General features: G+C 57.3%; 27 protein-coding genes. 11 read left to right on the top strand and 16 right to left on the bottom strand.

Going from position 1 to position 23,629, the window contains the following annotated elements; all coding sequences use genetic code 11:
* Positions 1-225: 225 nt before the first annotated feature.
* On the bottom strand, positions 226-1,050 hold the full coding sequence (locus BCF46_RS18175; RefSeq protein WP_121028009.1) for a hypothetical protein: 825 nt from the start codon (positions 1,048-1,050) through the stop codon (positions 226-228).
* Positions 1,051-1,339: 289 nt separating this feature from the next.
* Here BCF46_RS18175 and BCF46_RS18170 point away from each other — a divergent pair, with 289 nt between their 5' ends.
* Positions 1,340-2,002, top strand: a complete 663-nt coding sequence (locus tag BCF46_RS18170; protein ID WP_121027832.1) for a L,D-transpeptidase — start codon at positions 1,340-1,342, stop codon at positions 2,000-2,002.
* Between the two features lie 38 nt (positions 2,003-2,040).
* Here the strand turns inward: BCF46_RS18170 and BCF46_RS20035 are convergent, their stop codons facing one another.
* On the bottom strand, positions 2,041-2,310 hold the full coding sequence (locus BCF46_RS20035; protein WP_121027829.1) for a hypothetical protein: 270 nt from the start codon (positions 2,308-2,310) through the stop codon (positions 2,041-2,043).
* 252 nt (positions 2,311-2,562) lie between these two features.
* Between BCF46_RS20035 and BCF46_RS18160 the strand changes: the two genes are divergently transcribed.
* Positions 2,563-4,905, top strand: coding sequence for a heavy metal translocating P-type ATPase (locus BCF46_RS18160; protein WP_121027826.1), 2,343 nt, complete (start codon positions 2,563-2,565; stop codon positions 4,903-4,905).
* A gap of 285 nt (positions 4,906-5,190) precedes the next feature.
* Here BCF46_RS18160 and BCF46_RS18155 read toward each other — a convergent pair whose 3' ends face one another.
* Positions 5,191-5,541 carry an ArsR/SmtB family transcription factor gene (locus tag BCF46_RS18155; protein ID WP_121027823.1) on the bottom strand — a complete coding sequence of 117 codons (351 nt, stop codon included), beginning with the start codon at positions 5,539-5,541 and terminating at the stop codon, positions 5,191-5,193.
* Between the two features lie 56 nt (positions 5,542-5,597).
* Between BCF46_RS18155 and BCF46_RS18150 the strand changes: the two genes are divergently transcribed.
* The 6 genes from BCF46_RS18150 (at position 5,598) to BCF46_RS18125 (ending at position 10,714) form a co-directional block, all read left to right on the top strand.
* Positions 5,598-6,446, top strand: coding sequence for a cation efflux transmembrane domain-containing protein (locus BCF46_RS18150; RefSeq protein ID WP_121027820.1), 849 nt, complete (start codon positions 5,598-5,600; stop codon positions 6,444-6,446).
* Entirely contained in the window at positions 6,443-6,952 is a 510-nt protein-coding gene (gene lspA / locus BCF46_RS18145; protein ID WP_121027817.1) for a signal peptidase II, read from the top strand. Before BCF46_RS18150 ends, lspA (BCF46_RS18145) begins: the two co-directional genes overlap by 4 nt.
* Before the next feature lie 37 nt (positions 6,953-6,989).
* Positions 6,990-7,511 carry a TRAP transporter small permease subunit gene (locus BCF46_RS18140; protein WP_232279250.1) on the top strand — a complete coding sequence of 174 codons (522 nt, stop codon included), beginning with the start codon at positions 6,990-6,992 and terminating at the stop codon, positions 7,509-7,511.
* Positions 7,501-8,874 carry a TRAP transporter large permease gene (locus BCF46_RS18135; RefSeq protein ID WP_245990251.1) on the top strand — a complete coding sequence of 458 codons (1,374 nt, stop codon included), beginning with the start codon at positions 7,501-7,503 and terminating at the stop codon, positions 8,872-8,874. Before BCF46_RS18140 ends, BCF46_RS18135 begins: the two co-directional genes overlap by 11 nt.
* 285 nt (positions 8,875-9,159) lie before the next feature.
* Positions 9,160-10,074 (top strand): cation diffusion facilitator family transporter, encoded by a 915-nt coding sequence (locus BCF46_RS18130; protein WP_121027814.1) that lies wholly within the window; start codon positions 9,160-9,162, stop codon positions 10,072-10,074.
* A gap of 130 nt (positions 10,075-10,204) precedes the next feature.
* On the top strand, positions 10,205-10,714 hold the full coding sequence (locus BCF46_RS18125) for a L,D-transpeptidase family protein (RefSeq protein WP_121027811.1): 510 nt from the start codon (positions 10,205-10,207) through the stop codon (positions 10,712-10,714).
* Positions 10,715-10,746: 32 nt separating this feature from the next.
* Here BCF46_RS18125 and phnE read toward each other — a convergent pair whose 3' ends face one another.
* From phnE to BCF46_RS18105, 4 genes are read right to left on the bottom strand one after another with little or no spacing between them, the layout of a single operon-like run.
* Positions 10,747-11,505: a phosphonate ABC transporter, permease protein PhnE gene (phnE, locus tag BCF46_RS18120; protein WP_121027808.1), complete on the bottom strand. Its 759-nt coding sequence runs from the start codon at positions 11,503-11,505 to the stop codon at positions 10,747-10,749.
* On the bottom strand, positions 11,505-12,290 hold the full coding sequence (locus tag BCF46_RS18115) for a phosphonate ABC transporter ATP-binding protein (RefSeq protein WP_245990249.1): 786 nt from the start codon (positions 12,288-12,290) through the stop codon (positions 11,505-11,507). Before BCF46_RS18115 ends, phnE begins: the two co-directional genes overlap by 1 nt.
* Entirely contained in the window at positions 12,287-13,156 is an 870-nt protein-coding gene (locus tag BCF46_RS18110) for a phosphate/phosphite/phosphonate ABC transporter substrate-binding protein (RefSeq protein WP_245990247.1), read from the bottom strand. Before BCF46_RS18110 ends, BCF46_RS18115 begins: the two co-directional genes overlap by 4 nt.
* A gap of 2 nt (positions 13,157-13,158) precedes the next feature.
* The gene (locus BCF46_RS18105) at positions 13,159-15,039 is read right to left on the bottom strand and encodes a cytochrome c peroxidase (RefSeq protein WP_245990244.1); all 1,881 of its coding nucleotides are present in this window, start codon (positions 15,037-15,039) and stop codon (positions 13,159-13,161) included.
* Positions 15,040-15,131: 92 nt separating this feature from the next.
* On the opposite strand from BCF46_RS18105, the gene mntR reads away from it, so the two are divergent.
* Positions 15,132-15,593, top strand: coding sequence for a manganese-binding transcriptional regulator MntR (gene mntR / locus BCF46_RS18100; RefSeq protein WP_121027799.1), 462 nt, complete (start codon positions 15,132-15,134; stop codon positions 15,591-15,593).
* A gap of 328 nt (positions 15,594-15,921) precedes the next feature.
* On the opposite strand, the gene lnt is transcribed toward mntR, so the two are convergent.
* The 9 genes from lnt to BCF46_RS18055 form a co-directional block, all read right to left on the bottom strand.
* Entirely contained in the window at positions 15,922-17,499 is a 1,578-nt protein-coding gene (gene lnt / locus BCF46_RS18095; protein ID WP_121027796.1) for an apolipoprotein N-acyltransferase, read from the bottom strand.
* On the bottom strand, positions 17,496-17,966 hold the full coding sequence (gene lspA / locus BCF46_RS18090; RefSeq protein WP_121027793.1) for a signal peptidase II: 471 nt from the start codon (positions 17,964-17,966) through the stop codon (positions 17,496-17,498). Before lspA (BCF46_RS18090) ends, lnt begins: the two co-directional genes overlap by 4 nt.
* A gap of 79 nt (positions 17,967-18,045) precedes the next feature.
* Positions 18,046-18,495 (bottom strand): DUF411 domain-containing protein, encoded by a 450-nt coding sequence (locus tag BCF46_RS18085; RefSeq protein WP_121027790.1) that lies wholly within the window; start codon positions 18,493-18,495, stop codon positions 18,046-18,048.
* Positions 18,496-18,498: 3 nt separating this feature from the next.
* Positions 18,499-19,872: a M23 family metallopeptidase gene (locus BCF46_RS18080; RefSeq protein WP_121027787.1), complete on the bottom strand. Its 1,374-nt coding sequence runs from the start codon at positions 19,870-19,872 to the stop codon at positions 18,499-18,501.
* The gene (locus tag BCF46_RS18075) at positions 19,869-20,495 is read right to left on the bottom strand and encodes an SCO family protein (RefSeq protein WP_121027785.1); all 627 of its coding nucleotides are present in this window, start codon (positions 20,493-20,495) and stop codon (positions 19,869-19,871) included. Before BCF46_RS18075 ends, BCF46_RS18080 begins: the two co-directional genes overlap by 4 nt.
* Entirely contained in the window at positions 20,495-20,938 is a 444-nt protein-coding gene (locus tag BCF46_RS18070; protein WP_121028000.1) for a copper chaperone PCu(A)C, read from the bottom strand. Before BCF46_RS18070 ends, BCF46_RS18075 begins: the two co-directional genes overlap by 1 nt.
* 49 nt (positions 20,939-20,987) lie before the next feature.
* Positions 20,988-21,647, bottom strand: a complete 660-nt coding sequence (locus BCF46_RS18065; protein WP_121027782.1) for a DsbA family protein — start codon at positions 21,645-21,647, stop codon at positions 20,988-20,990.
* Positions 21,644-22,069 (bottom strand): disulfide bond formation protein B, encoded by a 426-nt coding sequence (locus tag BCF46_RS18060; protein ID WP_121027779.1) that lies wholly within the window; start codon positions 22,067-22,069, stop codon positions 21,644-21,646. Before BCF46_RS18060 ends, BCF46_RS18065 begins: the two co-directional genes overlap by 4 nt.
* On the bottom strand, positions 22,066-22,662 hold the full coding sequence (locus tag BCF46_RS18055; protein WP_121027776.1) for an SCO family protein: 597 nt from the start codon (positions 22,660-22,662) through the stop codon (positions 22,066-22,068). Before BCF46_RS18055 ends, BCF46_RS18060 begins: the two co-directional genes overlap by 4 nt.
* A 173-nt stretch (positions 22,663-22,835) precedes the next feature.
* Here BCF46_RS18055 and BCF46_RS18050 point away from each other — a divergent pair, with 173 nt between their 5' ends.
* Both BCF46_RS18050 and BCF46_RS18045 read left to right on the top strand, forming a co-directional pair.
* Positions 22,836-23,264 carry a MerR family transcriptional regulator gene (locus BCF46_RS18050; RefSeq protein ID WP_121027774.1) on the top strand — a complete coding sequence of 143 codons (429 nt, stop codon included), beginning with the start codon at positions 22,836-22,838 and terminating at the stop codon, positions 23,262-23,264.
* 2 nt (positions 23,265-23,266) lie between these two features.
* Positions 23,267-23,599 (top strand): YnfA family protein, encoded by a 333-nt coding sequence (locus BCF46_RS18045; RefSeq protein ID WP_121027771.1) that lies wholly within the window; start codon positions 23,267-23,269, stop codon positions 23,597-23,599.
* The last annotated feature ends 30 nt before the right edge of the window (positions 23,600-23,629 follow it).

The following is a 23,629-nucleotide window of genomic DNA, read 5'->3' as shown; positions in this document are numbered from 1 at the left end:
TGATCGCTGTCTTGGGTGATAAAACCGGGCTTAAGTTATAGAGCCTCTTCGGGATTGCCGTCCCTAGGTCTTATCAAACCCCCCGCATGGTTGCCGCCTTGCGGGGGTTTGCTTTTTCAGCTGCTCGCTTGCCGCCCCCTTTCGATTCTTGTTTTGTCCCACAGGCATACTATTTATAGGTGCCTGCCGTAAATACGGTTTTGTCGCGGACGCGCATCACCATATCTAGTAGTTCACCTGCTCGAAGCCGTAGTTGCCTTCATAGTCGCGCCACTCAACGAATACCGACCGGTGAAAAATGCTTGGGCAGGTGCTGCCGAACCCCGCTGTGCCCACATGGGCTGCGGGTAGGGCGGCAACTGAGCTTCTTGTCCAACGAAAGTCACCTTGGGTGCCATAGGTGCCAAGCCGGATGTTCTGCGTGCGGTTACAATCACCATCGCGACCGGATTCATGTTGCCGCACGTAGGTTGCATCGAAAACACGGATCGAACGAACGAAGTTGAACTCGGACCCACTGATGTCAATGTCAGCACGATCTTGCACAAGCTGCATTGTGAAGCCCTCGGGCAATGGCGCCGCGTTGCCGCCGGTCATACGAACGACAGCGTGTTGCGGCACCATCGCGTCCGCGAGTGGCGGCGCTTGAAATGTCGGGGCAGGGGCTCCGGCCAGCCGACCATCTGAGCCGGTGACCGGATTGCCTGCCTCATCCACAGAGAAGGATTGCAGCGGTGCAGACTGATCGAGCTCAAAAAGGATTTCGTAAATCCGCTCACTGGTCAGCGTGTCCGGGTCTACCGTATATGCGGCACCCATGGGGCAACGCCAGATTTGCAGCGGCGGCTCTACGGGCCAGGGTGTGATACGACGGATGAATTCTGCTCTCGCCCTGGCGCATGGCACGGATGCGGGCCACCCCCCGGAAAGACAGAGAAGGATTGCGCAGTCGATTTGGTAGGTTTGAGCTGCGGCACGTTGCGGGGCAGAGGTAAATGTGGCGGCTGTCAGCGCGGCCACGACCAAGGCAGAGTTTCTGAGGTTCTTCATCATTTAGCCTCCTGAGTTGGCACGTTGAAAATAGCTCAACAATACCGCATTATTGGCAAAATAATACTGTATTGGCAATTTCTTTGTTTGAAGGCAGCTAGCACATGGCAGGCGCGCGCCGTTGTTGCGGCGAGGTCGTACATTTCGGCACAGCAAGCCAGGTTCCATACACATGCTCGTGTGCTGACGTTTTTGCCTTGAACCTCTAGGAGGTGTAGGTTGTAAGAATTACGAACTATAGGGGGCTTTGTGGATGCCTCTTGAATACTAAGATGGAGACGAGTTCAGTATGTTGACACGACGGCATTTTATCGCAACTGGAGCAGCCCTATTTTCAGCGTCCATTTCAAATCCTGTCTTTGCCAATTCTTGGCCGACTGCATCGCAAAAGGCGGCTTGGGATGCGCAAGTGACGCCCGCGAGTTTCGATCTTGAGACTTCCAATCCTTGGGGCGTTCAGCCGCGTTTCCTGCCGCGACGGGTCGAAGCAAGGGCTGGTTTGACGCCCGGTGACATTCATGTCGATGCAGTGGCGCGATACCTCTACCACATCGAAGAGGGTGGAACGGCGATGCGTTACGGCGTCGCGATTGCCCGTGGCAACCTCTATGAGCCAGGGACATACACGATCCGCCGTAAAGTCGAGTGGCCGCACTGGACACCAACCAAATCGATGATTGAGCGAAATCCCGAATACGCGGAGTTCGAAAACGGCCAGGAACCAGGTCCAAGGAATGCACTTGGGTCACGCGCACTCTATCTCTTTGTCGGCCAGCGCGACACGTATCTGCGTATTCACGGTACGCCGCAAGCGAGGTCAATTGGTGGACGTGCGAGCTCGGGATGTGTCCGAATGGTCATGGCGCATATCAACGAGCTTTATCCCAGGGTCGCAATTGGCGCGACCGCATTTTTGTACTCCGCTGAAGACAGCGTCACAGCGCGCAGCTAGTTCTCAGCTTAGCGGTAAGGCCCGTTCAGCCGCCAAGGCTACGCGGCCGGCTTGACGCAGATCGGATTGCCGCGAGTTGTTCTGAGCGGCAAGAGCGTGTCCTCGACCGGCCCGGAATGCATGTACCAATAACAGTTGTCTTCCGGGCGCAAACGCGCGGTTGCCAGATCCTGGTTCGGAGCCGCTAGAGCTGCGACCTGTTCCGGGAGGGGCGGAAGGGACCCCGAGCCTTGTGAATTCGACAAAGACTCTGAGCAGGCCCCAAGCGCCAAACCGAAAAAGAGAAGAATTGCGCTCCGCCTGTACATAAACTGACTGTCCTACTGCTTTGAATTCTTAGATGCATCTTTCTCGCATTTGGCGGCATGTGGTGCAATGCAAAGGCAGGTTCATAGGCGAATCTCCTGAGAAAAGTGGCTGAAACTCAATAGTTTCGACCCAAATCTTCACCCTTCGCACCGTGAACGTTGCGACTGTCTTACAGTGGGAACTTTTCGCTTGAACCTCTAGTTGCTGTAGGGCGTATGTACTTTTCACCATAGCGAATCTGAGGACAATTCATGCCACATGACGGGATTCCAACCGCTCAAAATCATTCACATGCAACAAAGGGTGACAGCGGAAGCTGCTGCGGAGGAGAGGCCATTAAGCCAACGCAGGTGGCAGCCTTGGATGGCCGCAGTTTTCATGTCAGCGGATTGGATTGCGCCGAAGAGGTTTCGATCCTGAACCGAGTCGTGGGTCCCGAAGTTGGTGGCCAAGAGTATCTTGCGTTTGACGTTATCAATGCGCGCATGACGGTTCTGGATGGCGGACCAAATTCGTCTTCGGACAGGATCCTTGAATTGGTTGCGACAACCGGGATGACGGCCAAACCCTGGGATGCCGAAGATGCCAGTGCGGATCAGGCCGCACATCTGAAAAAACAAAAATGGTTCACGATGCTCAGTGGCGGCTTCTGGGCGGCGGGGTTCATCTACCACATCATTGAGACTGGGTTCGGTGGTGCCATCGGATTGTTCTCGGGCCATGGTGAAGCGCCGATGCCCATGGCAGAAGCGGCGCTGTTCGCAATTGCAATACTGTTTGGCGTTTGGCTTGTATCACCCAAAGCGTGGTCGTCGGCGCGTCGGCTTTCTCCGGATATGAACCTGTTGATGGTGGTCGCCGTGGCCGGTGCTATCGGGCTTGGCGAGTTTTTTGAGGCCGCAACAGTGGCGTTCTTCTTTTCACTCTCACTCTATCTTGAAAGCTGGAGCGTAGGGCGCGCGCGCAACGCTGTGTCAGCACTTCTCGATCTCGCACCCCCAACAGCCCGGGTGCTCTATGATGATGGCTCTGAAGCCGATGTTCCGGCTGCGGCCGTAGCTGTTGGCGCGCGGTTCGTCGTGCGCGGTGGCGACCGAATTCCGCTGGATGGAGAAGTTGTTGATGGAGCAGGGGCCGTCGACCAGGCGCCAATCACGGGCGAGAGTGCATTGGTGCCAAAGGAGACAGGCGACGATGTTTATGCTGGCAGCATCAATGGCGAGGGCACTTTGACTGTGCGGGCAACGAAAGCCGCCTCCGACACGGTATTGTCCAAGATTATCCGCATGGTGGGCGATGCACATTCCCGCCGTGCCGAGGTCGAACAGTGGGTGACAAAGTTTGCCCGAATCTACACACCGGTTGTGATGGTGCTCGCCATTGTCATTGCCTTGGTGCCCCCGCTTTTCGCGGGCGGCGATTGGGGTTTCTGGTTCTACAACGCACTGGTTCTTCTGGTTATTGCCTGTCCTTGTGCCTTGGTGATCTCGACTCCAGTCTCAATCGTCGCCTCGCTTGCCGCCTCGGCGCGCAATGGTGTGCTGATCAAGGGCGGGGCATATGTCGAAGCGCCCGGTCGCACCACAGCATTGGCCATGGACAAGACCGGCACGATTACGATGGGAGAACCGGAAGTCGCTGCGGTTTATCCAATTGGCGAGACTTCCGAACGCGATCTCCTAATGCGCGCGGCCGCGCTCGAAGCGCGGTCATCACACCCGCTCGCACGGGCGATCCTGAGCCGGGCGGAGCAGGACGGAATGCAAATCGTCGCCGCCGAAAACACGCGGACGGTGCCTGGGCGCGGTCTTGAGGGCCATTTGGACGGTCAATCCATCTGGTTGGGCTCGGATCGATTTGCGGAGGAAAAGGGTCTTGGTACGGCGATTCCAGCAGAGTTGCGCGACGCGATCGAGGGGTCCGGAAGTACATTGGTGGCCATCGGCGATGCTACTGGGGTCAATGGAGTGCTAGAACTGCGTGACCGGATCCGGCCCGATGCCAAGGGGATCGTTGCCCGTCTACATGCGCAGGGGGTCAAGAAGATTGTGATGCTCACCGGCGACAACGCAGCTACGGCACGGGCGGTGGCCGCTGAAGTCGGCATAGACGAGGTGCGTGCCGAACTTCTGCCTGAAGACAAGGTCGCAGCGGTCGAGGAGCTGGTGGCAATCCACGACACCGTGGCAATGATCGGGGATGGCGTGAACGACGCCCCGGCAATGGCGCGCGCGCATTACGGGATCGCTATGGGGGCCGTGGGATCGGACGCCGCAATTGAAACGGCTGACATTGCGCTCATGACCGACGATATCGGCAAGGTGCCATGGCTGATTGGCCATTCCCGTCGAACCATGTCGATCATCAAACAGAACATCGGGCTGTCCCTTGCGACCAAAGCCGTCTTTGTGGTCGCGACCGCCTTCGGCATGGCCTCGATGTGGGGCGCGATCGCGGCCGATGTCGGCGTATCCTTGCTTGTCGTTGCAAATGCTCTGAGGCTACTGCAAGCGCGGGAGGACGACGCCGGGCCGCGTGGTGGAAAACAAATTGGAACCACTATGGCCAAGGGCGCGCTGGCGCACGGACACTAACAATGTGACTGGCTAGAACCTGTGGGAGGGGCGGCTTGCGACTTATCGATTTGATTGATCGCTAGGTGTCGACTATTGTCCCTCGGTCAATGGTGCGCTGACCAACCAAAACGGCCATTGGTCCAACCACAGCGAAAGACCGTTCGACCCCACACCACTGACCTTGTCGTAACCACAATCGCCAAGGGCAAAAACCTGCCAAGATCTCGAAAGTGTTGCCGGGGTTTTTGTCCAGATTAGGCAATTGATCTCGCATCAGCAGGGCATGGCAGCAGAAACGACCGCTTATGTTCCGCGATAATTGTCACAGGCCTCTATACCCTCCGCGACCGCATCGAGAAGGGTGTCCACGTCATTCAAGAGAGCTTTGATGCGCGGGCTGCTGATACGGTAGCGGATGAAACGTCCGTCTCGGTCGCTGGCGACAAGCCCACAATCCAGAAGACACCGGAGATGGTTGGAGACATTTGGTTGCGATAACTTCGTACAAGTCACAATCTCATGAACGGCCAACGGCGCATCGCATAAGGCGTCGAGAATCGCGAGGCGGCTTGGGTCCGCAAAACCGCGAAACAGCTTCGCTCTTCGCTCAATAGCGGTTGTCCCACTATTGCAGCAGGCGACAATTTGATCCATATCATTACTCACTGATATATTATCTCTTTTCCCACTTTAGCAGGAGGACTGCGATCATGGCCAACGCAGAAAGCGCGATAGCAGATATCCCATCCTTCCGTTACCGCGTTTCCGGCATGGATTGCGCCAAGGATGCCGCCCAGATCGAGCGGGCGGCGCAATCTGCAGGTGTCGCGCCCGACGCAGTGAAAGTATCAGCGGCGACCCATATCATGACTCTGAATGCCCCTGAAGCGCACTTGCCGGAGATCGAAAAAGCCGTTGAGACAACAGGTTATGGGTTTGACCGTATCGAGAGCGACGAGGATATTCAGCAAGGTGCGGCCCATCAGGACCCGGCCTACCGACGCGCGCTCTGGATCGTCGTGATTCTGAATGTCGGTTACGGCGTTCTGGAAATGATTGGCGGGTTCATCGCCGGGTCACAGGCTGTGAAGGCCGATGCGCTCGATTTCATCGGCGACGGCGCAATCACCTTCCTCGGCCTGTTGGCCATCGGCTGGAGCCTCGCTTGGCGAGCGCGGTCGGCCCTGATCCAGGGCATCTTCCTCGGCCTGCTTGGCCTTGGCGTCTTTGGGACAACCATCATGCGGGCATTCGAGCCGACAACCCCAGACGCCATGCTGATGGGGCTTCTGGGCCTGATTGCTCTTGTGATCAATGTCATCTCCGTGCTGCCGTTGCTGCAGTACCGGAAGGGGGACGCGAACATGCGTGCCGTCTGGCTGTTCTCGCGCAACGACGCCATTGGCAATGCGGCAGTCGTTGTCGCGGCCGGTCTGGTGGTTTGGCTGGGTAGCGCGTGGCCCGACCTCATTGTCGCCTTCGGCATCGCCGGGTTATTCCTGCATTCTTCCTGGTCGATCATCCGCGATGCACGCTCCGACTTGAAGGCGGCGGCATGAACAACCGCGTTCTGGGTGGGCTCTGTGCGATTGCAGCATTCGGTCTCGATCAGGGCACCAAGGCGCTTGCCCTGAACACCCCGGCGCTTGAACATGGGGTCGAGGTTCTGCCCTTTCTCAATCTCGTTCGTGTCCTGAACGATGGGGTCAGCTTCGGCATGCTCGGCGGGATCGTGCCTTGGTGGGGTCTCGTCGTGCTTGCTACCGCGATCATGGCAGGGCTGCTGATCTGGTTATGGCGCGCACCGGACAGGCTGACGGCTGCTGCTCTCGGTCTGATCATCGGCGGTGCGCTCGGCAATGTCATCGACCGGCTGCGTTATCAGGCGGTCCCTGACTTTCTGGATTTTCATTTCGGAACATACCACTGGCCGTCCTTCAACCTCGCTGACGTGGCGATTTTCTGCGGGGCGGCACTGCTGTCCTGGGACGGCTTTCGCGCCTCGAAAGTCAGGCCGGAAAATCGGGAAAAAGACAATCGCAAGGGAGATGTCACGGGGGGATAACAGCTAACAGGCAAAGAACTTTGGGAGGGAATTCGGCTTGAGATTTTTGGATTGGATTGACCGTGGCATTCGCGGCATCGGCGTCGTGACTGCGTGGCTGACAGTTGTTTCGATTGCTGCTTATGGCGCGCTTCAGATGCTGGATCGCAAGCTACAACTTGGCGTGTCGAGCTATTTGCCCGACCTGTCCACGTCACTGCTGTTCATCCTGATTTTCTTGACCTTTGGGTATACCTATCTGCGCGACGGTCACGTGCGCGTTGATGTTCTTCGCAGACATTGGTCCGCCCGCCGCATTGCGTGGATCGAACTGATTGGCGGCCTTTTTGTCCTTCTGCCGCTCGCCGCCATCCTGACCTACTACGGATGGGACGGTTTGATGCGCACCACGAAATACGCGGAAACCCAGTTGTGGGCACAACGCATTGCCGGAGTCATCGGCCCCATCTTGCTGGCTCTTGCCGGGATGATCGTAGCCCTTCGCAACATCGCCTTTCTGACAGGGAGACGTGCGCAAGGTGCACCGGAACAAGCAAGCGGCCTGCACAATGGTGAATGAGGTCTTCACGGTTGCCATGCTTGTCGTGATGGCCATCGGGGTCTTCAGCGGCTTTCCGGTGGCTCTGGTGCTCGCGGGGACAGGCTTTTTGGGGTTTGTGGCTGCGGTTTGGGTGGGGATCACTGATTTCCAGCATCTGGGGCTGATCTACCTGCGGGCCCGTGGTGTATTGACCAATGAATCAGTCCAATTCACCAGCGTTCCAATGTTGATTTTTCTTGGCCTGATCCTCAATGCCAGCGGGGTTGCCGAAACCATGTTTCGCTTGCTGGGCCGTCTTCTGACGGGCGTTCCGGGTCGCTACGCCATTGCGACTTTGCTGATCGGCCTTGTTCTTGCGCCCGCCGCCGGGGTGATCGGCGCATCGGTCATCACTGTGGCGTTGGTGGCCTATGCCCCGATGATGGCGTCGGGCTACGCACCGCGAACCGCAGGAGGCGCTGTCGCAGCTTCTGGAGCACTGGGTGTCGTGTTCCCGCCTGCCGTGATGCTGTTCTTCATCTCGAACGTGTTCTACCTGCGCATCGGATTGATGTATGTGGCCCTCATCGTGCCTGTTCTTCTGATGGTCATGGCCTTCGCGATCTACTTTGCCTTCACCTTGCGGAAAACCGTCGAAATCCCGCTGGACGCACCCAAGACCAATCTTGTGTCAGACCTCTTGTTTGTACTCGCGTCTGTCGCGGTTATCGCATCCATTCCGCTCAGCATCATTCTGGGCTTTGCGACACTAACAGAGGCGGCTGGAGTAGGGGTTTTTGGCGCGCTATTGGTCGCGCTGGCGCGAAAGCGCTTGTCTTTCTCATCGTTGAACTCTGTCACGGTGCAGACAAGCACGATGACGTCGATGGTCTTCTTCATCGTATTGGGCGCATCGGTGTTTTCGCTCAGTTTCCACCTGGTCGGTGGACCGGACGTCATCTTCGAGTGGATATCCGCATTCGATCTCACCCAATGGGAACTGTTGGCGATCCTCCTTGGCGTGATCATCATACTTGGGTTTGTTTTTGACTGGATCGAGGTGCTGCTGGTCTTTGTACCCGTACTGATGCCGATTATTTCAGAGCTCGATTTCGCAGATCACGTCGGCTCTGCCTACTTTGCGCAAATCTGGATTGCTGGCCTGATTGCACTGGCCTTGCAGACATCCTTTCTGACGCCGCCTTTCGGCTATGCTCTATTCTTTGCCAAGATGGCGGCACCGAAGGGCATCAATCTTTCCGATATCTATCGCGGTGCGGTACCGCTTGTTGCCATTGAGATCGCATTGATCGCGGCGCTGATCTCGTTTCCTCAGCTTATCACTTGGCTGCCTGAGATGGCCCTTGGGACCGCAGATATGCCGCAACTGATCCAACGGTGACAGATGTTGCATACTTTGGGTATCGGCTGTGATTGATCCTAATCGGAGCGAATTTGCTTGAACTTCTAGTTGCTAGAGGTTGTAGACTTTATGTTGAGCTGTGGAGGAGCCAGACTTGCGATGGCAATCTCGCCTGTTTCAAAGATCTTCTGATCGTGTCCTTGAGAGAGAGTGACAAGGGAAGAAGAGCGTCTGCTGCGTTGCAAAAAGTGCATCGACGCACGGAGATCAGCGGCAGTATTCTGGTTGAGCAGAGAGCCCGGCCAGACAAGGTTTGGCCGGTACATGAAGAGCGATAAGCAAATCGAAGTGTTGGCGGGCGTCGCCAGTTGTCAGAGGCAAGCGCGACGGAACAAGTGGTTGTACTTGCCGATTGCCTTGGCGTTGTCAGTCGGCAGCCTTTTTTCTGGAAGCCTTGCCCTTATTGCCATCGCATTGCTCTACGCTTCGGACGTGGTCGAGTTGTTGTTGAGTTCAGTGGCCACTAGACTGACACAACGTCAGGAAGAGGACCGCGTTGTCCTGGGATATGGGCGATTGGAAATTGCGACAGAGTTGGCGGGTTGTGTTGCTGTGGCACTGCTATCCGCTTCGGTCATTTACCACGGCGTTATGCGCCTAAATTCCCCTCATCTGGCGCAAGGCTGGATCATAGTGGTGCTCGTCTCTGTCTTGATAGGGATTGAGTTACTGGTGTTCTCGAAACCGGCACCAACATCGTGGCGCCGACGTAAAATCGGCACATCACCGCCCCTATGGTCAGACCGTTTAGCGTTCTTGCTACCAGTTCTCGCTGGCGGCGTAGCTATTTTGTTGCTTGGTTCCGGGCGAACTGACACGATTATTGCAGTTTTATTGTCCGGCGCGCTTCTTTGGTTCGCCCTCCGCGGTATTGGGGAGGCGCTTAGATCGTCGCTGCTTGGAGCGCCATCAAACCTGGATGCGGCAGATGTTGTGCAACAAATAATTTCCGTAGAAGGGGTGCAAGATATTCATCATCTACACTTCTGGCGGCTCCCGGAACAGAGACTGGCCATCGACGCTCATGTCGTTGTCACAGTACCGAATTGGCCTAAAGCCGAAGCCATCAGGGATCACATCGAAGCAATTCTAATCCATAAGTTCGGAGTAGAACACAGCACCCTCGAGATGGAAACGCCAGACAGGGAGCTGGATTCTTGCCATGTTTACGGCACTTGAGCTTGTTGACATTCATGCACGCCCGCAGCAGTTGGAAAGTCTTTCGCTCGCTGGCAACGGTTGATCCAAAATCAACTTCTTAATATTCTTGCCTTAATCAATTAGTCCGAAAAAGGGGCATCGAGCAGTGATGATTGACAGACTTCCGAGACGTTTTTTTCTCTTGGGTGGCGTGGCGGCCTTTCTCTCGGGATGCGCAAGCAAGTTCCGCTCTTACACAGGGCCAGAAGTGACGCGGGTGCGCCTATACAAGTCGGAGAGGCTGCTGGTGCTCGATGGCGCGGACGGAGTGCTCAAAACGTACCCTGTCGGCCTTGGCTTCGCGCCGGAAGGACACAAGCAATTCGAGGGCGATGGACGCACGCCTGAAGGTGCGTACACCATCGATCGACGCAATCCGGACAGCCTGTTTCATCTGTCTGTCGGCATCTCCTACCCGAACGAGGCGGACATCGCCTTTGCTGCAGCGCAGGGCAAGTCGCCCGGCGGTGATATCTTCATCCATGGAGGCCCCCGAAAGGGTATCGATCCAATGGACAAGCGGGACTGGACGGCTGGATGTATCTCGGTCACCGACCGGCAGGTCGAAGAGGTCTACGCAATGGTGCGCGATGGGACACCCATCGAGATTTATGCCTAGCAGCTTCTGAGACTCACTGAAGCTCAACCAGATCAGGCAAATCGGCGGCGAAGCGCAACATTGATCCCTTCAATGGCGATCACCATGATGACCACGGCAATCGTCACGCTCGCCGCCTTATCGTATTGGAACGAGCGCACATAGGTCTGAATGTAGAACCCGATTCCACCTGCCCCGACGATGCCAAGGATCAGCGACTCGCGCAGGTTCAACTCGAACCGAAAGATCGTGTCGCGGGCCACGACCGGGGCCATTTGCGGCCAGATCGCATAGCGCAAACGCAACAATGGCCCGGCTCCGGCACTTTCCAAAGCGGCAATCGGGGCGCGAGATACACCATCAATCGCTTCGGCGTAGAATTTGGCCAGCATGCCTGTCGCGTGGAACGCCACCGCGATGATGCCGGGCAATGGCCCCAGCCCAACCGCGCCCACCATCAACATCGCCACCAGGATCAGCGGGATCGCGCGGATAAATGCCAGAACGGTGCGGACAGGTCGGTGCACCGCTGCGGACACCATCGTCTCTGAGGCGAGAATACCAAGCGGAACGGAAAAGAACACGGCACCGAGAGTGCCGAGGATCGCGATCCGCAGCGTCTCGGCGCTCCCCTTCCAGATCTCGTCCATAATGGTCGGATCCGGCGGGAACATGCGGCCAAGGAAATCGGCAATGCGAGGGCCTGCAGACAGTAGTCGGGACAGTTCGACATCGGTGGTGATCAGCGACCACAGCACCACACCGGCAACCAACAGCCCGGCCCAGAACCCGCCCAGATCGCGCGACCGCATCAGCTTACGACCTTGAGCCGTGCGCCGGATGCCGGGTCTGTATCATCATAGAGCGCCGCCGTCGCGTCATCGGTCAAATCGCGCGTCGCGACATCAAAGACGATCCGACCGTTGCGCATTCCGATGATACGGTCGGCAAAACGCCGTGCCAGTTCCGGTTGATGCGACGAGAACACAGTCGTTGCCCCGCGTGCCTGGGCGGCGCTGGTGAGAAGCGTCAGGATGTCCGCTGCTCTGGACGGATCAAGGTTGCTGACCGGCTCGTCCGCGAAGATCAGCTTAGGCTCTTGTGCGAGACAACGGGCAATTGCCACCCGCTGCCGCTGGCCGCCGCTGAGCGAGTCCACGCGCCGGTCTGCGAGGTCCGCGATGCCGCAATCGGAGAGTGTCGATCGGGCTATGTCCATGTCAGACTTCGACACGTTGCCGAGCAGCGCGCGCCAGCTGGGCATCCGGCCCAGCCTGCCGTTCAATACGTTGCGCATCACTGTCGATCGTTCGACAAGCGCAAACTCCTGAAAGATGAACCCGGTATCAGCGCGCTTTGCCAAGGGCAGGGCGCGGGTGGGTTCGAATGGCGTGCCAAGGACTGAGACCCGCCCCTGCCAATCGCGCAGCCGTCCGTCCAGCAACGTCAAAAGTGTGGTCTTTCCGGCTCCGGAAGGACCAAGAAGGGCAACGCAATCTCCGGCCGCAATGTTCAGGGATATTTGATCGATGGCGCGCTGCTCAGCACCGTGATGGCCAAAGCTCAGATCGTCGATGTGAATGGCGTCTTGCATCATAGCAATCCGAAGCGCTGCGCCATGGTCCGCACACCGTCGAACCCCGAAGGGTCGGCTTCGACATAGCCATCCGGGCCGTAGAGATAGCGGAGTTTGTCGCGGTGTTCTGGCATGTTGAGCTTCATCATCGCGGCAACGAAGTTCTCGCGAAGCTCCGCGTCCAGTTCGGGGCGTGCGATGACGACGTGGCTTGGAATGGCATCGCTTTCCGCGATCCACGTGACCTGAGATTGCTGCTCAGGGGTGAGAAGAAGGTCAGCGTATTGGCTTGCCCCAGCGGCATCAACCAAGCCTTCCGCCATCGCCTGCATCGCCTGCTGGTAGCCACCGGCAAAGAAAATGCGGCCAAAGAAGTCCTCTGCCGCATCCGGGCTGGATACTAAGCCTGCGCGCTCAAACTCGGCCAGGGGGTACATGTATCCCGATTCCGAAATCGGGTCGGCAAAGGCGATGTCGCGACCTTCCAGATCGGCCAGCGTCTTGAAGCCGCTGTCACGGCGCACAAAGACTCGGCCCGTATAACTGGGCGCATCGCGGTAGACCTCTGACAAGAGCGGGATGGCACCGATTTCCCTTTCGGCCAGAACGAAGGGTAGGGCACCCATAAAGGAAATATCGGCATCCCCATTGCGCAGCGCCTCGACTGCGGCGGCATGGTCAATGGTCACGAACCCCTCGACCGGCATTCCGATTTCAGACGACAGCCAGGCGGTGATCGCCTCGATATCCCCCAGAAGCTTGTCGGGGTTCTCCTGCGGTATGAAGGCCAGGCGCAACGGGCCAGACTGCGCCAGAGCAGACATCGGCTGCGAGGCAAGACCGGCCGCTGCGAGAATAAGAAGGTGACGGCGATTCAAGCGAGGCATCATCAAAACGCCTTATCTTCAATGGCCGCGGCATCCGTCTTGAACAGACTCCAACTCGTTTCCGCGGCCGCCCAGTCCTCTGCCCGAACGGCTGCGCCGACCTCTGCCAAGCGCTCGGCCAGCGCGTAGACCTCGGGCCGCGACGAAAGATTGGCCATCGTGCCTGCATCGGCGGCCAGATCGGCCGCGACCGTGTCGGTCAAGACCAGGATGTGCCGCGCATCGCGTTTCGGTAGAAGCGTGTCGAGCGTCGAGGCAAAGGTGGTGAGCTCGGCGAAGGCCAGACGGAAGGGCGTGTTCGCGGTATCGAAATCCTCGTATGGCTCATCGGCTGCGCCGACCGTTTCCAGATAGGCGGTCAAGTCCGACCGCTCGGCACCGGACAGGCCAAGGTTCTTTGTCTCGTCGAACCAATCCACAACACTTGCCAGCGTCGGCAGGGCACCGTCGTGGAAATACGGCGCTGTGTAGAGCGTACCGAGCAAGGTGGGCGTGTCGAGGGCACCTGCATGTGACTCTTCGTAAGCCGCAGCCACCGATCCGATGTCGTGCGATTTGCGATCAAGAAAGTTGCCGGATGGCGTATGGCAGCTGGCGCAGGATTGGTTGCCCATTCCGGCAAAGGGACGGTTGAATACCACTTCGCCACGCCGCGCAGCATCCGGCGCGGCCTCCGTCAATTGGCCGTCGCCGGTGACCAGGGAATTGGGCAGGAAATCGAACTCGGTCATGTAGGCCACGAGCGCGTCCAGCATGAAGGGTGTGGGTTCTTCGCCAGCGAATTCATTGACGATCACGTTGCGGGAGAAATCCCGCAGCGACGCGAAACGGCCATCGCGGCCGTAAGGTCCGGTAAACCGCAGCCCGCGCAGGCTTGGGATATCGATCGGATCATCGCGGCGATCGTTGAACATCGGGTTGAAGAAAGCGCCATCCACGTCGACCGCGCCGGGCTGGTGACTGGCGCCGGGAATGAAAAACCGTTGATTGATGTCCGAGCGGTTGTGGCAGGTCGAACAGGCTATGCCCAGATCGCGGGCCGGTCCGCCGAATATCTCGGCACTGTCGAACAGCATGTCACCGTAGGCGATGAGGGGCAGGTCGGTTTCGTCGATCCCCTGCTCCTCGAAATTGAGCACGAGAAGTGGTAGAGGGTCCTGATCGAAGATGTCTGAGCCGGGGGGCAGGGCGGCGGGCAATTCAACCGGCTGTCCGGTTCGGGCAATCGCCTCGGGCACGGCAGTCAGCGTCTGGCGCGGGGCAGGATCCGCGACGAGGTAATTTTCGGCCAGATAGGCTGAAATTTCCGCGCGCGCGTCAGTCATTTCTTTAACATTCCTATCCTTGGCGCCAGCGCCGAGCACGCCTGCTGATCCCGTGGCATTGTTGAGTTCCAACCACGCCCGACCCAGTGTCCGGGCCGCACTAGGGTCCGCGGCTTTGATATGGTCGGCAAACGCGCGGTAAAGCTCCTTGGCAGTGGCCACTGCCTGTTGCGATACCGCCGGGTTATCGGCAGCAATGGCTGCATCCAGCTCTTCTTCGATTCTCAGCGCGATGAGGCGGGTGGCTGCTAGATGAACGGCATGCCGATCCTGCCTGCCAATCGCGTCGGACAGATCAGCAACCTCAATGGCGCTCTCTCGCTCCAGCCAGTCAAAGGCTCCGAGGCGATACTCCGATCCGCGATAGGGCTCAGACCAGGCTTGTTCCACTTTGTCCCACGGGACCGGCGCGAGATTGCCCAGAAACAGCGTCAACCGATAGGCTGCGGCTTCGGGCAACCAGGGGGCTTCCTTGGCGGGTGTTGCCGATGAGGGACCAGCCAACACCGAAGCGGTGACAATCGCGCAGAGGATCACGCGCAGGACGTGATGGATCACAGACGGCTCCATTCAAAAAGTTAGACGTGTCTAACTTATCTACCCAAAGCCAACTTGTTGTCAATCCATCAACCATCGGGCAAAGTCGTCATATGTCGTCCGGCGCATCACAGACGCGTGAAGATTTTACGCCTGATTCCCGCGATCCCGAAGCCCAGGCCGACGGGTTCGCGCATGTGCGCAATGCCCATGAAAGCGAGATGGCGGAAGACTATGTGGAACTGATCGCGGAATTGATCGAAGCCCATGGAGAGGCGCGACCGGTCGACATCGCGGAACGGCTGGGGGTCAAAGCCCCGACGGTGACCAAGAATATCTCGCGCTTGAAAGTGGCGGGGTTGGTGCGTCGAGAAAAGTATCGCTCGATTTTCCTGACCGACAGAGGCCAAGCCCTCGCAGAGGCGTGCAGAAGGCGCCACAGGATCGTGGTCGCGTTTCTGCAAAGCCTCGGAATTGACGAAGTAACGGCCGAGCGTGATGCCGAAGGCATCGAACACCATGTCAGCGAGGCAACGTTGATAGCTTTCGAAAACCATATCAAGGGATCCGATTGATCCTGGTCCAAAAATGGGCTGAGCCGTCGACCATTGGTGTTCAGTAAAGTTGCAGGACGGGTATCGCCATCACGAGAACCATAGCGAGCATCGAAGGGGACTCGATCGCTCGAACCGGACAGCCGGTTGAATTACCCACAACGCCGCCCAACAACCAGACTATCCAAGAATCCGGGCGATCAGGATCGTGGCAAACAATCCGATCAAACAAAACAGAATGGCAGAACTCGCAGCATGTTGAGCGATGTCAAGTCGATTGCCTTTACGTTTTTTTGCAAGGTATGCGCCCCAGAACGCCCCGATTAATGTCATAATGATTACAATCACGTCAGACCCCTTTCCGAGTGGCCAATAACTTCTTTGCGATAGCAGGCAGGCCTACACCCAGAAACCAACATGTCAAAACCAGCGGCAAAAGCGTCCAGTCGCCGAAGCGCGCATAAAGTGTACGTGGCAGGGCAGGGGGCAGAGGCACGTCCAGGACTCCAGTATGTTCAAGGTCTAGGCGGGCCAAGACGCGCCCTCTGGCATCAATGACTGCGGAAATGCCGGTGTTTGCGGCCCGAAGCACTGGCAAGCCTTCTTCGACAGCGCGCATCCGTGCGGCCGCCAGATGCTGCTCCGGTCCGATCGATGTTCCGAACCATGCATCGTTTGTGGCATTGAATATCCAGTCCGGTCGAATGGCATCGTCGACCACATGACCCGGAAAAATGATCTCATAGCATATCGCAACGCCAACAAAAGGTATTCCAGGCAAGGCTAAGGTGCGTGGCCCTGGGCCCGGTGTAAAATCCCCAAGACTTTCGGTCAGACGCTCAAACGGTAGCCATTTTCGAAGCGGAACATACTCACCGAAGGGAACCAGTTTGTGTTTCGCATAGCCACCAAGGCTGCGCCCCTTGGGGTCATATGCCTGGACGGTATTGAAGTAGATGGTGTCAGCGTCGACCCCGACCCGGTCCGGCACACCGGTCATGAAGATGCGTGTCTGTGGGAGTGCGCGCATGATCCTCTGACGATCTTCTTCAACCTCGTCCAGAAACCCCGGATAGGCTGTTTCAGGCCACAATACGATGTCAGGAACGTCACCCTGGCTCGACAAGTCAATGTACCGTGATACAGTTTCTTCTCGCAGTTCCGGACGCCACTTGTCCTGCTGCGGCACGTTTCCCTGAGCAATCCGCACAGTGATGTTCGTCGGTTCTTCTATGCCAAGCCAGAGACGGGTTTGCCCCGCGCCCCAAAGGCTTGCGGCAACTCCAAGCGCCAAGACCAGGCCCCACGGACGTCTACTATTGCGACTGGCAATCAGATGGGTTGGCAGAACAACCAGAAAAACAAAGAGAAAGCCGAGACCGTAACTGCCAATCCACGCCGCCGGTTGCCGCAGTGGCTCATATTCGACGAGCGCATAACTTGACAGGTTCCAGGGGAATCCCGTCAGGACATGTCCCCGCAACCATTCGGCGGCGGTCCAGCATGTTGCAAAGAGCAGAGGGCCGGCCAGACCTTCAGACAATCGCGACCGCGCCAGCACAGCAAACGCGAAAGAGGCCAGTGCGGGAAAGAACGCAAGCAGCGCGCTCAACCCAGCGACTGCAGGTATGGCAAGCAGACTAAAGCGATCCGCATCCACAAAAAAGCTTTCAGCGATCCAAAAGATCCCACCGGCGAAATATCCCAGACCAAAGGTCCAACCCGTGACCGCAGCGCGAAATGGGCGAAGCCCTCGCAAAATAAAAAAGAAGCCACCGTAGGTCGCCGGAGCAATTATCAAATATGAGAAAGGCGGAAGGGTCAGGACGGTCAGCGCACCAAGACAAACAATTGCTGCGGCATGAGCTAGCGAAAGCACAAGGGCGACCTTCCGAAATGCGGCCTTCTCTCCGGCGGTTTCTGTCATTGCTCGGTCTGGGTTTTCTTCAACCCCGGCCAGGTCAGCAGCAGGGCGACGCCGCAAAAAATAGCTGTGTCTGCGAGGTTGAAGGCTGGCCAATGCAGATCCCAAACATAAAAGTCCAGAAAATCGGTGACGGAGCCTACTCTGATCCGATCAATAACGTTCCCCAAGGCTCCGCCAATGATCAGGCCATAGGCCACGGCCTCGCCCTCTTCTTTCGTTCTGAACATCAGGACTACGAGCCATAGGCATACAACCGTTGCCAGTAATACTAGCCCCCACCATGGCGCACCATTTAACAGACCAAAAGTCACGCCATCATTGCGATGGTAGACTAGATTGAAACCAGGAAAGACGGAAACACCGGAGCTCAGTGTAGAAGCGTTTGCGACGACAGCCATTTTGCTCGCTTGATCCACGACAACGGCACTGAGTGTGCTTACCAGCCCAAGAGTTATCGTGTGTTTCATGCGCTGGCCTTTATGCTGCTCAGGGACCCAAAGGTGATGGGGGAGTAACTGGATTTTTCCGGTTTATTGGTGTCAGCCTTCAATTGCCGGGATAGCTGGCAAACACTTCCGTCGATCCGTCTTTTTCGATGAGAAAAACGTCATAGTCCTCACGCCAGCGGCTTTGATCCATGCCGGGGGAACCAAGCGGCATGCCAGGCACTGCGAGACCGACTGCGTCGGGCCTTTCCCGGAGCAATCTCCGAATATCATCCGCAGGCACATGGCCTTCGATTACGTAGCCGTCGATCAGACTGGTATGACAGGACACCATGCGTTGCGGGATGCCGTTTTCGAGTTTGAAGCGGACGAGAAGCCCTGCGAACATGTCTTGTCCCGTCGGTGCAAATCCATTCTCCTCGAGATGATCCATCCAAGCAATGCAACACCCGCAGCCATTCGTCTTTTTGACGTCTATGGGTGTGGGTTCAGCAAATGCCTGACCGGCGAGACCGAATGATAGTGCTGTTGCGAGTGTGAGCAGTCTCATAATCTACAGTCTTTTTGAAGTCGCGGCGGCAACTTCCTGGTCAAGCAAACCGTTGAACTGCGCGCGAACAGTCTCAAGACGAACCAGAACGCTGCTGTTGGTCTCGAGTTGGCTTGCCGCTGCGGCAAGCCGTTCTTCTGACATTGGGTCTGTCGGGCGACCGTCTACGCGCACTTCGTAGTGCAGGTTTGGACCGGTTGCGGTTCCGGTCGCGCCGACACTACCAATATTGTCACCTGCGGCAACTCTGGCTCCAACGCCCAGTCCCTCCGGGACGTCGCTGAGATGTGCATATCGGGTCATGGTGTCTGAACCATGTGCGATCTCGACGACGCGACCATAACCGCGGCGTCGCCCGACGAACGAGATGCGGCCAGGTGCTGTCGCGTAAACAGGCGTCCCATGGCGGGCTGCAAAATCGACCCCGGTATGCATGCGCACGTCGCCAAATACAGGGTGCCTGCGATTGCCGTAAACTGAGCTTAGCCGAGCGCCTTTCACAGGCTGCGCAAAGACCCTAAGCAGTTCTCCGTCAATGAAGATAGTGGCGTTGCCAGAGTTGTCGTCGGGCCAGACGACTTCATAAAGCGTCTCTTCGATCGTCAGCGCGGCGAAGGACAGGCTGGGTTGCCCAATCACTTCATCCTCGAGCATCGTTTCACGCCACATCAATTGCAGTCGTTCGCCCCCTTTCAGATCCCGTCGGAAATCCACGGTGCCGCCCAGCATCTCGGCGAGGTCCACTGCAAACCGAGCCGGGACATCCGCTGACGCAAGGGTGGCAAAGATTGAATTCTGAACGGTGGTATCGGCGGCGCGAACAATCAAGTCTGGCTCGGGAACAATCCTGCGTGTCGCAATCTCATCTGTAAACGTGGCTTCAATCCGAACACCTTCGCCCACCGAAAGCGCGACGCGGCGTGGGGTGCCCGACAAGGAAGTTTCGACTTCAATGCCGTATCCGGGTTTCAGTTTTCGCAGATCGTATTCTGCAGCCAAGGCAAGCGCGACCTCAGCGCGGTCGCTTGCAGAAAGACCTGCCTTGGAGAGCAGTGCATCTAGGGTTTCGCCGGCGGACAATGTCCCTGACCAGATTTCAACCGGGGGCCTCACTTCAAGCAAAGCGACAGTGGTAAATTGCAGAGTAGGGGGTTCTGCCCTCCATGCGACTGCTACAGGTTCAAAAGTCTCGTTCGAGTAGATTGAAAGCAGTTGATCCGGCGGTGCGGGCATCCGCATTGGTGACGGTTGCCAATCAGACACGGCTGCCAGCGCCTCCGGAACGGGGGCCTTTCTCCAGTCGGTCTGGAATCCCAGCACCAGTGCAACGGCGAGGCTTGTTCCGGAGATGCTTGCTACGAGGTATCTCAGCTTCATGATGTTTCTTCTTCGGTTCTTGCGAGGACGCGGCGGATCTTCGGCACCGCAAATTCTCTTGGTTCATGATAATCGATTGTGCCGGCAAACTGTCCCTCAGCATCGAACATGAAGACGCTCGCCGTATGGTTCATGGTATAGTCACCACCACCGGTGGCGACCTTTTCATAGCTCGCGCGAAATCCCTCTGCGGCCCGCATTGTTTGATCCCGTGAACCCCTCCAACCCTGGATGGCTGGATGGAAGTAGCTCACATATTCCGCCATAGCCGCAACAGTGTCGCGTTTTGGATCGATGGTTATGAACACAACATTCAATTGCGCAACATCCTCACCCAGATCGTCGAGCCAACTGGAGATGTCGGACAGCGTGGTCGGGCATACATCCGGACAGTAGGTAAAGCCGAAGAACACCATGGATGCGTTGCCAAGAAGTGATTCAGGGCCGACAGCCGTCCCAGTCTGATCGGTCATCCGGAAATCCATCTCGGTCAACGGTAACGGTCGCTTGGCGACCGGTTCAGGGGCACCGGGCCCGTCCACCTGCCACCAACCGGCAAATAGGGCGAGAGCCAACGCACCGGATGCTGCTCCAATATAAGTGAGAAGGTGCCGTCGCTGCATCAGCCCTCCGGCCCTCGCGCCGCAATGCCTAGGATGGGCACATCGACAGTCACTGTCCCACCATCGTCAAATGTCAGTGTCAGTGAAAAACTCTCGCCTTCAACCATCGGGGTTTCCAACCGCATCAACATGGCGTGCAGTCCACCTGGCTCCAAAGATACAGCTTCCCCCGGCGCGATTGTTATTTCCCCGGCCGGAGCCATCGAACTAACGCCATTGGCATCGGTTGTGGTTCGGTGGATGTCTGGCATCATCGCCAAGGGTGTTTCAAGGCTCAATATGGTCACTGGATCCGTGCCTGTGTTGCGCACCGTCATGTAGGCTGCACCCGGACGGTTTTTGCCGATTGAGGCGCGCGCCCAAGCATCTTCGACCACAATGTCCTGAGACCCTGCAAAGGAGGAGATCGGTAGACCCAAAAATATGCTCAGTGCGATGGCCACTGCGGCAACTGGAGATTTCACCTATCTATTCCTTTCAATGATCTCTTGGTCACGACCCTGCTGCAGCGACCTCGGCCGCAACAAGCGCACGGAGCTCGTCGGCTCCGAACGGGTCAAGCGGTTTGCCATTCACATAGAACGTTGGTGTCTGACGCACGCCCATTGTCTCCACATCTGCACGATCCTGATTAAGGATTGCGAGCGTCTGCGGCGCTTTCATCTGATTTTGTGCGGCCTCTACGTCCAGACCGGCCTGCTCTGCAATGCCAAGGATCAATCCGGGCGCTGGTTCACCGTGGGATGCCCATCGTGGCTGAAATTCGAGGATCGCTTCTTTGACCGGAATATATACGTCCTGCATGCGCGCCGCTTCCATCACCCGGATCGCCTCTTCCGATGCCGCGCCATGAAATGGGGTGTATCGCAATACGACGCGGACCTGATCGCCGTGTTCCGCCATGATGTCCTTTATGATCGGATAGAAAGCACGGCAGGCTTCGCAAGCGGGATCGAAGAACTCCACAATTGTGACCGGCGCGTCTTCGGGTCCCATGATAGGTGAGTAGGGACGCATGAGTGCTTCGGCGATTTCGGGTTGGACCGGATCAACCTGGGCAACCGGGCCAGGGCGGGACTGATACCAAATCGCGGCGGCAAAGACGGCAAGCCCAACAAGAAGGACCGATAGGACGATGGATTTGTTTTTCATGGACGGGGCTCCTTCAGGGAGAAAAATGACAAGAAGCCGATAAACGCAAAGGCAATCAGCGCCAAGAGCGGGATAGGGATTCCAAGAAACAGCTGATTGTCGCCGGTGCAGGATGGGCCAGTCGCCGTGCAGGGTTGGATCGGCTCGGGCAAAACTCCAGTATAGAGACCAAGATGCCAAAGCGCGATGGCAGCGCCACCAAGGGCAAGAGCAACACCGTAGCGACCGACCCGTTGATCCTCCCACCAGAGACCGAGGCCCAGAACGACGACCAGAGGGAACATAAACGCACGCTGGAACCAGCACAGATTGCACGGAGCCTGCCCCAGAACCTCACCTATATAGAGCACGGCCAAGGAACTCCCCAAAGCGACGATCCACGCGGCGGTCAAAGCCGTCTCTTTTGACATCACCCGGCTCATATCGACATCCGCGCCTTCAGATCGGCAAGGATCTCCTCTGCCGGCGTGCCATATGTCCAGGCACCGACATATCCGCCTTGCGGATCAAAGAGAAACAGCTGAGACGAATGCCCCATCGTGTATCCGTCGGGCGAAGCGGCTTCCTCAATCTTTTCGTAGTAGATGCGAAATGTCTTGGACGTTCTCTCAATTTGATCAGCGGTGCCTGTCAGTCCGATGATGTTTGCGTCAAAATATGGGATAAACTCAGCAAGCGCTTGCGGCGTGTCGCGTTCTGGATCAATCGAGATAAAAAGCGGCTGGACTTGTGTCGCATCGGAGCCGAGCCCGTCCATCACAGCGGCTACCTCCGCCAGAGTTGTGGGGCACACGTCGGGGCAATTCGCAAAGCCAAAGAAAACGAGCATCCAGCGCCCTGCGAGATATTCGTCTGTTTGGACCATCCCATTATGATCGGTCAGTTCGAAATCGGCTCGGAACGCAGGCCCATCAGTTGACCGTTCGCCTCTGGCAGAAATCTGCAGCCAAACGAACCCCACAACCGCGATCACGGTGAGTCCCCAAAGCCCTTTCTGAATCACTGATAATCTCATTGGCCGTATTGCGCCCGATTCCGCCCATTTTTAGAGCGTTCTAAATGTTCTAGTTGCTAGAGGTTCAAGCTGTTTCTTGTCGCAGAGACGTTTGTGTCACGTACCCGTGAACAGAGCCCCGGCTTGCAGACGCCAGTAGCTATAGCTACCAATACTATAGATATGGAGGTCGCATGCTGACAATTGGAAGCTTGGGAAAGAAGACCGGAACAAAAGTTCAGACCATCCGGTACTATGAACAGATCGGGTTGATGCCTGAACCGGGCCGGACAGAAGGGGGGCAACGGCGCTATGGCGATGCGGAAGTCGACCGCTTGTCCTTTATTCGACACTCACGCCAGTTGGGATTTCCACTTGAAGCGATCCGCGAGTTGCTTGATCTGAGCGACAACCCAGATAGGTCTTGCCATGAAGCAGACTCCATCGCGCGGCGGCAACTCAAGCAAGTAGAACTAAGGATGGATCGATTGAAAGCGCTGCGCACCGAGCTGAAGCGCATGATCCATGAATGCAGCGGAGGCAATACCGCGGACTGCAAGGTTCTCGAGGTCTTGCGCGATCATTCTGAGTGCCTGACCGACCATGACGAGATTGGCGCGTAGCAATGCCTGCATTGCTCGCATATCCACTCGCAGCCTTGGCTGAAATCGCAGGGTGTTTTACGATCTGGAACTGGTGGCGTCTCGGTGCCACCGCTTTTTGGATCCTGCCAGGAGCATGCGCCCTATTGGTGTTTGGTTGGCTGTTGGCACAGGTCGATACCACCGTCGCGGGACGTGCATTTGCTGCGTACGGCGGAGTTTATATCGCGGCATCAGTCATGTGGATGTGGCTGGCTGAGGGACAGCGGCCTGACAGATGGGATGTCATAGGCGTTGTTGTTTGCCTGATTGGCGCCGCCATCATTCTTTTGGGTCCACGCAACGCCTTAAGCTAGGGCTTGGACCAATGGTTTCTTTGGGGCTCG

This window comes from Litoreibacter meonggei (assembly GCF_003663885.1).
GTDB classification, from domain to species: Bacteria; Pseudomonadota; Alphaproteobacteria; order Rhodobacterales; family Rhodobacteraceae; genus Litoreibacter; species Litoreibacter meonggei.
Note: the sequence above shows the minus strand (reverse complement) of the source record. Positions and strands in the feature narration are given on the sequence as shown.